The sequence below is a fragment of the Amycolatopsis lexingtonensis genome (assembly GCF_014873755.1).
GTDB classification, from domain to species: Bacteria; Actinomycetota; Actinomycetes; order Mycobacteriales; family Pseudonocardiaceae; genus Amycolatopsis; species Amycolatopsis lexingtonensis.
The window spans coordinates 5741422-5753934 of record NZ_JADBEG010000001.1 but is presented as its reverse complement, the minus strand read 5'-3'; the positions used below and the strand labels follow the sequence as shown (position 1 = coordinate 5753934).

The window sequence follows — 12513 nt, the reverse complement described above, 5'->3', positions numbered from 1 at the left end:
TTCCACCATGGGTCAGGTCAACCGGCGCAAGGTGCTCCTCGGCGGGCTCGCCGCGGTCACCGCAACCGCGGCTTCGGCGGCGCTGCCGTCGTGGGCGAACGCCCGCACCACGGCCGCCGCCCCCACCATCCACGACCCCTTCCAGCTCGGGGTCGCGTCCGGCGATCCGCTCCCCGACAGCGTGGTGCTGTGGACGAGACTCGCGCCGGCGCCGCTCAACCCGGACGGCTTCGGCGGCATGCCGGACGCCACCTACGCGGTCGACTGGGAGATCGCGAACGACGAGGCGTTCACCTCGATCGTGCAGCGCGGCTCGGCGGACGCGGTCCGCGCGGCCGCGCACAGCGTCCACATCGAACCGGCCGGGCTGCAGCCCGCGCGGGAGTACTTCTACCGCTTCAAGACCGGCGGCTACATCTCACCCGTCGGCCGCACGCGCACCGCGCCCGCCGCCGGCGCCGCGGTCAACCAGCTCAAGTACTGCTTCAGCTCCTGCCAGCACTGGGAGGAGGGCTACTACCACGCGTACAAGGGGATCGTGGCCGACGACCCGGACCTGGTGCTGTTCCTCGGCGACTACATCTACGAGAAGAAGTCGGGCCGGACCGCGCAGGAGCGTAACCCGCGCAGCCTGGCCTTCACCGAGGACGTGACGACGCTCGCGCAGTACCGCGCCCGCCACGCCCAGCACAAGACCGACGCCGACCTGCAGGCCGCGCACGCGATCGCGCCGTGGATCGTGGTGTTCGACGACCACGAAGTGATGAACAACTGGAACGGCACCACCTCGCCGGCGTCGGCCACGCGCAAGGCCAACGGTTTCCAGGCCTTCTACGAGAACACCCCGATCCGCTCGACGGCCAAGCCGAACGGCTCGTCGATCCAGCTGTACCGCCAGTTCCTCTGGGGCAACCTCGCCCGGTTCCACATGCTCGACACGCGCCAGTACCGCAGCGCGCAGGTCACCGACCCGTCGGGCGACGCGGGGCCGGCCTGCACGGACATGCGCAGCACCTCGCGCAGCATCCTCGGCAGCACCGAGGAAGCGTGGCTGCTCAAGCAGTTCGAATCGCACCCGACGACCTGGGACTTCCTCGGCCAGCAGGTCTTCTTCGCCACGCGGGACGGCGACGGCGACAAGGCCACCTGCGAGAGCCCCGACTCCTGGCAGGGCTACGAGGCCTCCCGCAACCGGATCCAGCAGGGCTGGGTCGACCGGAAGGTCGCCAACCCGGTCGTGCTCACCGGCGACGTCCACCGGCACTGGGCCGCCGACCTGCGCCTGGACTACTTCGACCACAGCGACCCGGTCATCGGCTCCGAGCTGGTCACGACGTCGGTGACGAGCAACAGCGACACCGCGACGGCGCCCAGCTCGACCTGGTACGCGAACAACCCGCACGTCAAGTACTGCAAGGGCGAGCGCGGCTACGTCCGCGTCACGACGACACCCACGCAGACGCGAGCGGATTTCATGACCACGTCCGACACCAGCGTCTACGACCCGGCGTCGGTCGTGATCAAGAACGACCGCAGCTACGTAGTGCAAGCGGGCAAGCCCGGCCTCCAGCAGGTGTGACGCCGGGAGCGCTACGCTGCGTGACGTGACCGATGAACCAGGCCTCCGGGAGCGCAAGAAGCTGCGCACGCGGACGGCGATCTCGACGGCGGCGATCCGGCTCTTCCTCGAGCGCGGGTTCGACGCCGTCGGGGTCGCCGAAGTGGCGAGCGCGGCCGAGGTGTCCAAGCGGACGCTCTTCGCCTACTTCCCGACCAAAGAGGACCTGGTGCTGCACCGGTTCGCCGACCACGAGACCGACGCGGCGGACGTCGTCCGCGCGCGCCGGCCCGGCCAGGGCCCGCTCGAAGCGCTGCGGGAGGCGTTCCTGCGCGGGCTCGACGCACGGGAACCGGTGACCGGGCTGTGCGACGAGCCCGCCGTGCTCGCGGTGTTCCGGCTCGTCACCGGCACCCCCGCGCTGGTGGCCCGGCTGGCCGGGTTCACCTCCGCGGGGGAGGCGGCGCTGGCCGCCGAGCTCGAAAAGGCCGGGGTCCCGCTCCTCGACGCGAGCCTCGCGGCCGCGCAGATCTCGGCGGTCCGCCGGACCCTGGCCACGGCCAACATGGACGCGGTCGCGGCCGGGGTCCCCGCGGGACAGCGCTTTCCCGCGGCCGTCGCCGCCGCCGAACGGGCGTTCACCCTGCTGTCGTCCGGAGTAGGGTTCGCCTGACCTTCGCGCGACCATGCGGGATTCCTGGCAGGACCGTGAGAAACGCACGTTATCGCCGGGCTCTCCGAAGGTAGACTGCGGAAATCCCGAACGGACCCCGGGGGACCCGCGTCCGGCTGGGGGTGGCGCGGGTCCCCCGATCCTGCCGATCTTGACAGTCCCTTCGCGTCACTCGTAACCTGGGTTTTCCGCCGTCATGCCGAATTTCCCGATTCCATGACAAGGCGGTCTCACGGTGAAAAGATCTTTGCTGGTCAGCTTGGCGATCGCCGGGCTGGTGATGGCCGGTACCGGAATCTCTGCCGCCGCACCCGGCGGCGTCTACGACGTGAAGGACTACGGCGCCAAGGGCAACGGTTCCGCCGACGATTCTCCCGCCGTCGACAAGGCGATCAAGGCGGCCAACGCCGCGGGCGGCGGTACCGTCCGGTTCACCTCGGGCACCTACAAGTCGGCGCACACGGTGCACCTCAAGAGCAACGTGACGATCCAGCTCGACGCGGGCGCGACGATCGCCGGGTCCGGTGCGGACACCTACGACAAGCCGGAAGCGAACCCGTGGGACGCCTACCAGGACTACGGCCACAGCCACTTCCACAACGCGATGTTCACCGGCGACAAGCTGACGAACATCGGCTTCACCGGCGCGGGCACCATCGACGGCGGCGGCAACCTGATCACCGGCAACCCGAAATCCGGTGAGGCGGACAAGATCCTGTCGCTCACCCGGTGCGACGGGCTCACGCTGTCCGGCATCAAGCTGCGCCGCGGCGGGCACTTCGCGGCGCTGATCAACGGGTGCAAGAACGTCGTGTCCGACCACCTGACCATCGACACGGCGAGCGACCGCGACGGCTGGAACATCATCAGCACCACGAACGTCACCATCACCAACGCCAGCATCGCGGCGAACGACGACGCGCTCGTGTTCAAGAGCGATTACGCGCTCGGCGCCAAACTGCCGAACGGGAACGTCACGGTGACCGGCGCGAAACTTTCGGCGGTGTGCTGCAACGCGCTGATGTTCGGGTCCGAGACCTGCGGTGACTTCACCGGCTACCGGTTCTCGGAGATCGCGATCACCGGCGCGCACAAATCGGGGATCGGGATCGTTTCGATGGACGGCGCGAAGATCTCCGACGTGCACTACCGCGACATCACGATGTCGGGGACGTATTCGCCGGTCATGATGAAGATCGGCACGCGGAAGCGGTGCGGCAACGATCCCGGCGTCGGCTCGATCAGCGGGATCACGTTCGACAACGTCACCGGCACGCACACCGGCAGCAACTTCAGCCCGACGCTCTGGGGCGCGGACAGCGGTCATCGCGTCTCCGACGTCACCTTCACCGGCGTCAAGCTGACCGTGCCGGGCGGCAACGGCACCATGTCGACCGGCGTCCCGAGCAACAACGCGACGGACTACAACCCGAAGAGCATCGGCACCCGCCCGTCCTACGGCTGGTACCTGCACTACGCGGCCGGCATCCGGTTCGTGAACAGCTCCGTGGACTTCGCGAAGGACGACGGCCGCCCGGCGAGCATCGTGAACAACAGCTCGGACATCACCTTCGACCACTTCACCGCGGAGAAGGGCGCGAAGAGCCCGTACGACATCGGCTTCCAGTCGGTGACGGGCTACTGCGTCAAGGACTCCGCGCTGCGCGTGAACGCGACCGAGTCCACTTCGGACTGCTGACGACGGAGGGGCCCCGGCCGGAAAGCCGGGGCCCCTCCTGCGGCGCGCCTCGTGGTCAGTGGTGGAACTGCTCGTTCATGATCAGGAACGCGCCGAGGCCGTGGAAGTCGTTGGTCTTGCGGGCCCGGGCGTAGTAGTAGGACAGGTCGCCGACGTTGGTGCCCTCGCAGATGTCGGTGATGTTCGTGAGGCCGTCGGCGCCGACGGAGATCTTCTTCAGCACGCCGGCGTAGCCCTTGTCCGCCACCGCCTGGTACGTCGAGGGCAGGTAGCCGCGCTGGACGCCGCGGGCGATCGTGAACGTGTACATCGACGACGCCGACGTCTCCAGCCAGTTCTTGGCGTCGCCGCCGCGGTCGACGACCTGGTACCAGCGGCCGGTGGCCGGGTCCTGGTACCGCTGGTAGCCCGCGGCCAGGAACCGCACGACGTCGATCAGCGCGGCCCGCCGCGGGTGGTCCGCCGGCAGCACCTCGAGGATGTCGATGGCGGCCATCCCGAACCAGCCGATCGCGCGGGCCCAGTGGTACTTCGAGTGGTGCCCGCTCCCGGACGCCCACGACTCGGAGCCGTCCTCGTCGTAGGCGTGGTACAGCAGGCCCTTCGCGGGTTCGCGGAGGTGGCCGAAGTACACGGAGATGTTCTTCGCCGCCTCTTCGAAGCAGTACGCGCCGTCGCCGAACGCGGCGCCGTAGAGCGCGAGGAACGGCTGGGCCATGTACACGCCGTCGCCCCACAGCTGGCCGACCTTGCTCGTGGCGTGGAACATGCCGCCGTCGGACGTGCGGGGGTAGGCCGGGAACCGCTTGCGCAGCTGGTCGGCGGCCGTCTTGTACTTCTTGCGGCCGGTTTCGGCGTACAGCAGCGGCAGCAGCTGGCACGAGCGCATCGAGTCGAGGTTGGTGAAGCTGTTGGAGATCCCGCTGTCGGTGATGAACCGGTCGTACCAGGCGACGATGTAGTCGAGGTACTTCCGCTCCCCGGTGCGCTTGAAGAAGAGGTACTGGCCGTAGAGGTACAGGCCGAGGGTGTAGCCCCAGCCGCCGATCTTGTCCGGGGTGTAGCGCGTCATCGTCGAGTCGATGACCGCCCGCGACCAGTCCGGTGGTGGCGCGGCCCCGCCGATCGGGGGAAGCCGGTCGGCCGCCCGCGCGACGGGGCCCGCCGCGGCGAGGGCGCCGAGCGCGCCGAGGGAGCCGGCCAGGACCGCGCGCCGGGTCGGGCGAAGGGGGTGCTCGGACATGCTGCGTCCCTTTCGTGCACTGGCCCCCGCGACGCGGGTGGTGCGAAAGAGGTGGCCGGGATGCCGATCCGCCGTCCGTCGGCATCCCGGCCGGCTCTTGGGGCGCGGCGTGCTACCCGTTTCGCCGGAGCGGTGGTCGGGGAGCGAAAGCGCTTCCCTGGGAGAACATCTACTCGCCCCGCGTACTCCCGGTCAAGAGAGATCCGATCTCTCACGTCATATATCAGATATTTAACTCGGATGGCGGGCAGAACGGTGTACCGATGGCCGAAACGTGTGCCAAAGGTCGGACCTGAGCCTTGACCGGAGGTGCGGGGCAGGAGTACCACTCCGGGTGGACCAGACCACTGGAGGTCGTCGATGTTCCTGCGTCGTTTGGGTATCGTGTGCGCTTCGCTGCTGGCGGCCGCCGGGCTCGCCACCGCGCCGGCGTCGGCCGATCTGCAGAAACCCTCCCAGCAGTGGCTGCGCGACAGCCAGGCGGGACTGTTCCTGCACTGGGGCATGCGCACTTCGCCCGGCTACACCAGTTGCAGCGCCTGGGAGAAGGCGATCACCGACGGCGGCTGGAGTCCCGGCTACTGGGTCGGCGAAGCGAAGAAGCTGCACGCGTCGTACCTGGTGCTGGCCTCCTTCCACAGCCGCCTCGGCTACTCGCGGGCCTGGCCGTCGAAGATCCCCGGCAGCTGCAGCACCAAGCGGGACTTCCTCGGCGAGCTGGTCGCCGCGGCGAAGGCCGAGGGGCTCAAGGTCATCCTCTACATGACCAACGACGCCCAGTGGCACGACGAGGGCGGCCACGAGTGGCTCGACTCGGCCGGCTACTCGAAGTACAAGGGCAAGACCGTGAACCTCGACAGCCAGGACGGCTTCGGCCAGTTCAGCTACGACAACTTCTTCGAGGTCATGAAGAACTACCCCGACCTCGGCGGCTTCTGGATCGACAACGACAACGCCTACTGGGAATCCCACGACCTGTACAAGCAGATCTACCAGCAGCGCCCGGACTACCTGCTGAGCAACAACAACGAAGACACGCCGATCATGGACACGATCAGCAACGAGCAGAAGACCGGCATGACCCCGTCGTACGACTACCCGCAGGCGACGTACACGGCGATGCCGCGACTGACGGAAGCGTGCTTCAAGCTGCCCGACACCGGATCGTGGTGGTACGGCGGCTCGAACCCGCCGGTGAACAAGGCGCTCAACCTCGGCAGGCTGGTGACGAACGCAGGCTCGTCGATCAAGTCCCTGATGGCCGAAACGGCGATGGTGAACGGCCGCTTCCCCGCGAACCAGGAGGCGTTCAACAACTTCGCCGCGGGCTACCTCGGCGCGATCCGCGAATCCCTCGACGGCACCGAGGGCGCGGGCTACATGTACGGCGGGATGCAGCCGGGCTTCTGGAACGACGGCGCGCACGGCGTCATCACCATCCGCGGCGCGACGCAGTACCTGCACGTGCTGACCAAGCCGTCGGGCAGCACGGTGAAGATCCGCGACAACGGCTACCGCGTCTCCCGCGTCACGAACCTCCGTACTGGCGCGGCCGTCTCCTTCGGCCAAGGGAACGGAAGTCTCACGCTGACCGGTCTGTCGGGCTGGGACGCCTACGACACGGTGTTCAAGGTCGAAACGACGGGACGCACCGGGGTTTACGACCCCCGTACCGTGACGCTGAAGGCGAGCACGTCGGCCAGCGGCCACAGTGGACAGTCGGCGAGCGACGGCGACTACCTGACGTACTTCGACAACGGCAAGAAGCTCCCGGTCGACCTCGACTACGACCTCGGGTCGGCCAAGCCGGTCCAGTACCTCGCCCTCAACCAGCGCGAGGACTCGGTGAGCTACGCCCGGTCGGACACCGAGCAGTCGGCGCGGATCAAGGGCTACCAGGTATTCGTCTCGGCCGACGGCCAGAACTGGGGGAGCGCGGTGAAGTCCGGCACGCTCCCGAGCCACCGCGGCGTCCAGTTCGCGGACCTGACGGCGGTGACGACGAGGTACGTCCGCCTGCGAATCACGAGCACGTACGCGGCATCGAGCGACAGCACCCGCTACAAGCGGCTGCGCATCGACGAAACCTGGCTGGGCTCGGCCTACGCGACCGCGGGCTGAGCTACAGGACCCGTTCCAGCACCTCGGGCCGGGTCGCCCGCGTGATGGCCGCGTCGAGGGTCCGGTGCAGGTCACCGGAATCGGGAGTCGCGAAGTAGTGCGGCATGTCGGCCCGGTCGAGCGCCGCCGCGGCCGGCCCGATGCCGAGCAGGTAGGGCGAGTAGAGGATCAAGGAGTGCGGCCCGGGATCGGCGCAGAGCGCGGCCATCCCGGGGAACTCGGCCGCTTGGTGCACCTCGAAGCGCTCGGTGTCGGCGGCGTGGCGCTGCTTGAACTTCTTGAACCTGAGCAGCGATTCCTTGATCTTCGGGGCGAGTTGTTCGCCGCGGAGCCGGGAGAAGATCACTGTCGCCTCGCCGGCCGGATCGAGGAGGACGCACCGGTACCTGCCGCCTCGTCGGAGGAAGTCGAGCACCGCATCCCGGTAGACCGCGGGACGGTCGGTCGTGACCAGCCGGTTGGAGCAGGAATTGAGGGTCGTTCCGAGATCCAGCAGGTGCTCCGATGCGGTGCTGACCAGATGGGCTTTGTCCTGTTGGCTGGGACGGCGGGGGTAGCCGTGTATCCGCACCCCGCCGGGAAGACCGGTCGACCGCAGCCACGTTCGTCGGCCCGCTTCCCGTTCGCCGGGAGTCTGCATGAGGTGGACCTGCTGCTCTTCGAATACGCCGACCCACTCGAACTCGCCGGTGAAGGGGCCTGCCACCCGGTGCACGGCATCGGAGATGGCCAACCTGTCCGGCGGGACCGCTTCTTCGAGGTGGGCTGCGAAGTTGATGTGCGGGGAATGGATCGAAGCGAGCCGATCGGCGGGCAGCCGGATCGGGCCCTTGTGCACGGCCAGCCGGAGTCGCAGTTCACCGGCGAATTCCGCTTTCGCGAGCTCTTCCCGCAACTGCGGGACGTCCTCGGTGAGGATCGCCCGGCCGGCGCTGAGGGTGACGTCCCGCGTCACGCTCTCGTTGTCGTCGTGCAAGATGAAGAAGCCACCGTCGCCGCGCCAGCTCCACAGCTCGGCACGAGCGCAACCGAGGTCACGGGCCACCTTCTCGATTCTGGCGATCAGTCGCACCCGCAGCAGGTCGAAAGCGTGCGCGGCCCGGTCCCGGGGGTTGCGCTGCACGATGCTGGAGTAACCCGACGCGTCGAGGAACAAGACGTACACGTCGTCGTAGGTCACGTCGGCCTTGAACTGATCCGCGTCCATCTACCCAGCACACCACAGACCGCACGGTCGTGTCTTGCCATCGGCGCGTGAACCGCCCTTCACGGCTGGTCGTCCGCCTGGCCCGGGATGGCGAAGACGGGCGGGATGTAGATGCTCTCCAAGAACTCCAGCACGGTGTGCACGGCCAGCAGCGTCGCGAGGTACTGGTAGGAGGAGTCCTTCTCCGGATCGCCGAAGTCGGCCACTCCCCGCGCGATGATCCAGTCCACGTCCCGGCAGGCGAACGCGAAGCCGTAGGACTCTTGATCGCCCAGCACGATCCGCTGATTGCTCTCGTGCAGGGTGAGCAGGTGCGCACCGTCCCGGAGCAGTTTGTCCCCGGAGGCGACCGCGTCGGACAAGACGGACACCCGCGGTTCGAAGTCCGGGGGCAGATCGGGGGGACGGTGGCGGCCGGGCAGCTCGGCGATCGCCGCCGCGAGCCGGTCGTGAAGCTTGGCGCCGGTGGGATCGAAACGCATGAGCTGCAAGTTCATCGGGCCGCGGCTGGCTACTTCCGGCCGCGGTTCGAAGCGGTCCGGGGTGAGCCGGCCCGGCTCGTACCACCAGACGGTCTTCGGAAGGTGGACATCGCCTTTCCTGGTGTGGCCGGGGAGACCGGCCGCCATGCCGGCGAGGATCCACACGTTCGCCCGGTAGAAGGTGGCGATTTCGTCGACGGCGTGCTGGGTGTGGAGACCGTACGCTTCACCGATCGCCGTCACCGCGACGGTGAGTTCCGCCGGCGGGACCGCCAGTCCGGCCGCCGTGTAGGGGATCTTCTTGTGGTAGTAGGGGCGGTCGCGGCGCACCGCGTCGGGCCCGCTTTCGATGCGCAGCGCGGCCAGGGTCGCCTGGAGCTCCACAGGCTGGACGGTGAGGATGAAGACGTCGACGTCCTGGACCTCCTCGGCCGGAGCGGGATGACGTCGTGCCGGGGCGCTGCCGGGCATCGGCGGGAGGAAGGACTCGATCACGGCGATGTCCAGCTCCGCTCGTTCGCGGGCCGGCAGCGTCGCCGCTCGGCTCGCGTAGTCGCGCATCATGAGGATGCGCTGGATCCCTTCCGGATCGCGGAGGAGGAAGTGGGCGATCGACGCCATCGACTCCTCGGCGCGCTCTCGCTGCCGGCGCGGCCGCGTCATGACCACACCCGGCGAGGGCTGGGAATTTCGTAGAGCGAATGGATCTGCACGCCGTCGAGCTGGTCCGCCGGCACGAAGTTGAAGATGGGTGTGTAGGCGTGCGGCTGGATCTGGAACGCCTTGAGGACGCGCAACATCTGCTGGGCGGTCGCGTTCGAAGCGTTGATCTCGTCGAGCATCACCACGCTCGCTTGGTGGTGCGACAGGTGTTCCAGCTGCCGTCCCCACCCGGTGCCGTCCGCGAGGTGCCGGATCTCGGCGATGGTGCGGCCCTCGGCTCCGGTCAACGCGTCACGGGGCAGCGGGACGGCGACCATCCGGTCGTCCGCCCAATGCTGCATCCGGCGGATCAGCAGCTGGACGGCGGGTTCCTCCGGACAGACGATCACCACGCCGGGAGGTGCCACGCCCTGCATGACCTTCTCCAGCTTGTAGGCCAAGCAGTCGCCGAACCGGGCGAAGATCGTCGCGAACGGGGGGAAGTGGAGCAGCCGCTGCGCTTCGGGCGGCCCGTACACCTCCGGCTTCCACTCGACACTCGTGAGGATGTACCACGCGTCGTACGATCGCAGCCCGGCGAAGTCGTTCCGCTGCTTGTCGGTGTGCGGCAGCCTCAGCGCGCATTGGTCGCACTGCTCCCGGCTGACCCTCTCGGCGACGACCGCCTTGACGTGCTGCACCGCGGGCAGGCCGTTGCCCTCCGTGTGGAAGTCCGAGGACTTGAAGGCCGCGATCGAGTACCGGTGCAGCTTGTAGTCCGCCTCGACCGCTTCCTGCACGACCCGCGTGTAGGTGGCGCCCGTGTTGATGAAGTCGAGGAGGAACATGTAGGTCGTCCCCGAAGTCGGCTTCGGTATGTCCGCCGGGTCCTCGGGCCATTTGCTCCAAGGGACGTTGAGCCGGTTGGCCGCGGCGGTGACGGCTCCTTCCATCCAGGAGTCGGTCTTCGCCGGGACGATCAACGCCGTCCGGCCGATTCGCTTACCCGCCACGTCGACGATCGTGTCGTGGAGAACTTCGGCCAGTTCCGTGACGGCACGGGAGCCGTCGAAGAAGAAGTGGCTGCAGTACTGTTCGCTGATCTCGAAGTGCCCGATGCGCCGGATCACCTTGTCTTCGAAGTCTTGCCGGGGTGCTCCGTTGATGCTCCGGTACTTGGCCTGGAAGCCTTCGGGATCGGGGGAAGACAGGGGCAGGGGATGGCCGTGCGGCTCGAGCTGCCCGGCCTTGTTCACGACGACGACAGTGCCGGCATCCGCCGGCATGTCCAGTATCGGCGTCCAGAACGGGCTGAACGTGTTGTGCGGGAAGTTCGGGAGCAACACCACGCTGAGCTGCTCCGGCCTGGTCGCGAACTTCGCGGCGCACAGCGCGACCCAGTGGAGGAAGTTCTCTCCCATGTCGCCGTAGCGGTTGCCGGAGCAGTCGATGATCTTCACTTCGCGATCCGTGCCGGATGTGGTGAAGCCCAGGATTTCCGTCGACGGCAGGACGGAGTTCCGGATGTCGTCCGCCGGGATGTAGCGCGTGAAGCTCGCCGGGCGGCTGACCGCCACCGGTGTGACCAGTCTTCGCGCCAGCCACTCGTGGAACTTGCGGCGGGCCTCCTCGACCGGCTCGGAGGCCAGGGCGCCGACCCGCAGAACCTCGGTTTCCAGCTGCCAGGGACGCCGTGGACTACCGGGCATGGCGCAACGGCAGGCGCACGGTGAGCAGGTTCCCGTGGAACGGCTGACCGGTGACGTGAGCGAGGCGCGCCCGGTAGCGGCGGGGGCCGCGGCGCCGCTGGTGGGGTGCGCTGGCGAGGTTCAGCTGCTGGTTGCCCGTGCGGATCTCGAGCGAACCGCCGAAGAGGTCGATCGCGCACCGGTACAAAGCGTGGAGACCGTACTCCTGCGGAAGCTCGCGCGTGCGCGTGATCGAGTGCGGCGGCGCCTTGGTCGTCCGGTGGGATATTCCGGGGAAGACCGAGGCCAGCAGCAGCTCTTCGTCGGTGGCGTCCGCCCCGGGGGTCCACCGGGCCGTGTACTTCGCCGAGCGTGGGTGCCAATCCAGGGGTTCGACGGTGAACGCATCGTCGACGGCCGCCTCGGCGACCCTGATCGGCTGGTTCGCCGACAGGCTCGTGCGGAGCGTCCGCACCATGCTGTCGCCGTTGTCCCACAACGAAATCACCAGTTGTTCCGGGTCGCCGGATTCGGTTTCCGTGACCCAGGAACCGACGGTCAGCAGATCGCCGCCCGGGTGCAACACCGCGTTCGTCAGCAACTCGTAGATCAGCACACGCGCGACTTCCGCTCCTCGGTGGCTGAGTGCGGTGTCGAGGAAGCTGAGAACGACCGGTCCTCGCCACCTTGACCATTCGGTCGCGACGATCGAGGCGATCTGGGGCTCCGCTTGGAAGGAATAGGTCAAGAAGCCGAAGAAACGCTCGTCCCGCAGGCGTTCGTACGCGGTGCCGGAGGGCCGGTTCGGCACGGGGCGCAGGAGTCTCACCTGATCGCGGATCGGCAAGGCGCCGTCCGCCCAATGAAGTGTTCCGAACTGCGACCGCGAGACCATGGCGGCTGCCGAAGGAAACGCGCACTCCAAGAGGAAGTCGGTCATCACCGGATTCCGGGGCAAGGAGATCAAGGTCTCCTGGCGGGCCGCGCTGCGTTCGTCGAGCACCGAAAGCAAGACCATCAAGCCGGTGATGTCGACGGTGGTGGCGTCGGCGAGGTCGAGATCGATGGGCGCGTCGTGCCCGGCCGCTGCCAGTCGCGCCAAGGTGGCCGAAACCGAGGCGGTGTCGATCTGCTCGGGTAGCCGGACCCTCAGCCATTCGCCGGACGTGATCTCGACCGACATCGGCGTACCCCTTCGGT

Annotated in this window: 9 protein-coding genes; 4 read left to right on the top strand and 5 right to left on the bottom strand. The window is 68.0% G+C overall.

All coding sequences use genetic code 11. The annotated features are described in order from the left end of the window. Positions 1–7 precede the first annotated feature (7 nt). The 3 genes from H4696_RS25850 (at position 8) to H4696_RS25840 (ending at position 3930) form a co-directional block, all read left to right on the top strand. A complete protein-coding gene (locus H4696_RS25850; protein WP_086865228.1) occupies positions 8–1579 on the top strand; it encodes an alkaline phosphatase D family protein in 1572 nt (523 codons plus the stop codon). 25 nt (positions 1580–1604) lie between these two features. Continuing rightward, entirely contained in the window at positions 1605–2231 is a 627-nt protein-coding gene (locus tag H4696_RS25845) for a TetR family transcriptional regulator (RefSeq protein ID WP_086865229.1), read from the top strand. Positions 2232–2466: 235 nt separating this feature from the next. Beyond that, complete coding sequence (locus H4696_RS25840; RefSeq protein ID WP_086865230.1) at positions 2467–3930, top strand: glycoside hydrolase family 28 protein; 1464 nt, start codon at positions 2467–2469, stop codon at positions 3928–3930. 55 nt (positions 3931–3985) lie between these two features. Here the strand turns inward: H4696_RS25840 and H4696_RS25835 are convergent, their stop codons facing one another. Next, the gene (locus H4696_RS25835) at positions 3986–5173 is read right to left on the bottom strand and encodes a glycoside hydrolase family 88/105 protein (RefSeq protein WP_086865231.1); all 1188 of its coding nucleotides are present in this window, start codon (positions 5171–5173) and stop codon (positions 3986–3988) included. Positions 5174–5533: 360 nt separating this feature from the next. On the opposite strand from H4696_RS25835, the gene H4696_RS25830 reads away from it, so the two are divergent. Continuing rightward, positions 5534–7294 (top strand): alpha-L-fucosidase, encoded by a 1761-nt coding sequence (locus H4696_RS25830; protein WP_086865232.1) that lies wholly within the window; start codon positions 5534–5536, stop codon positions 7292–7294. Between the two features lies 1 nt (position 7295). Here the strand turns inward: H4696_RS25830 and H4696_RS25825 are convergent, their stop codons facing one another. Genes H4696_RS25825 through H4696_RS25810 form a run of 4 tightly spaced genes read right to left on the bottom strand, consistent with a single transcriptional unit; the run spans position 7296 to position 12496 of the window. Further along, entirely contained in the window at positions 7296–8501 is a 1206-nt protein-coding gene (locus H4696_RS25825; protein WP_086865233.1) for an adenylate/guanylate cyclase domain-containing protein, read from the bottom strand. A 59-nt stretch (positions 8502–8560) separates the two neighbouring features. After that, positions 8561–9646, bottom strand: a complete 1086-nt coding sequence (locus H4696_RS25820; protein WP_192782535.1) for a hypothetical protein — start codon at positions 9644–9646, stop codon at positions 8561–8563. Next, entirely contained in the window at positions 9643–11334 is a 1692-nt protein-coding gene (locus H4696_RS25815) for a hypothetical protein (protein ID WP_086855745.1), read from the bottom strand. The genes H4696_RS25820 and H4696_RS25815 overlap by 4 nt, the downstream gene beginning before the upstream one ends. After that, positions 11324–12496, bottom strand: a complete 1173-nt coding sequence (locus H4696_RS25810; protein WP_086855746.1) for a hypothetical protein — start codon at positions 12494–12496, stop codon at positions 11324–11326. Before H4696_RS25810 ends, H4696_RS25815 begins: the two co-directional genes overlap by 11 nt. Positions 12497–12513: the final 17 nt, after the last annotated feature.

Bases quoted from the DNA above. Each gene is read 5' to 3' on its own strand.
- H4696_RS25850 (WP_086865228.1), top strand. From the start codon at position 8: ATGGGTCAGGTCAACCGGCGCAAGGTGCTCCTCGGCGGGCTCGCCGCG.
- H4696_RS25835 (WP_086865231.1), bottom strand. From the start codon at position 5,173: ATGTCCGAGCACCCCCTTCGCCCGACCCGGCGCGCGGTCCTGGCCGGC.
- H4696_RS25830 (WP_086865232.1), top strand. From the start codon at position 5,534: ATGTTCCTGCGTCGTTTGGGTATCGTGTGCGCTTCGCTGCTGGCGGCC.
- H4696_RS25825 (WP_086865233.1), bottom strand. From the start codon at position 8,501: ATGGACGCGGATCAGTTCAAGGCCGACGTGACCTACGACGACGTGTAC.
- H4696_RS25820 (WP_192782535.1), bottom strand. From the start codon at position 9,646: ATGACGCGGCCGCGCCGGCAGCGAGAGCGCGCCGAGGAGTCGATGGCG.
- H4696_RS25815 (WP_086855745.1), bottom strand. From the start codon at position 11,334: ATGCCCGGTAGTCCACGGCGTCCCTGGCAGCTGGAAACCGAGGTTCTG.
- H4696_RS25810 (WP_086855746.1), bottom strand. From the start codon at position 12,496: ATGTCGGTCGAGATCACGTCCGGCGAATGGCTGAGGGTCCGGCTACCC.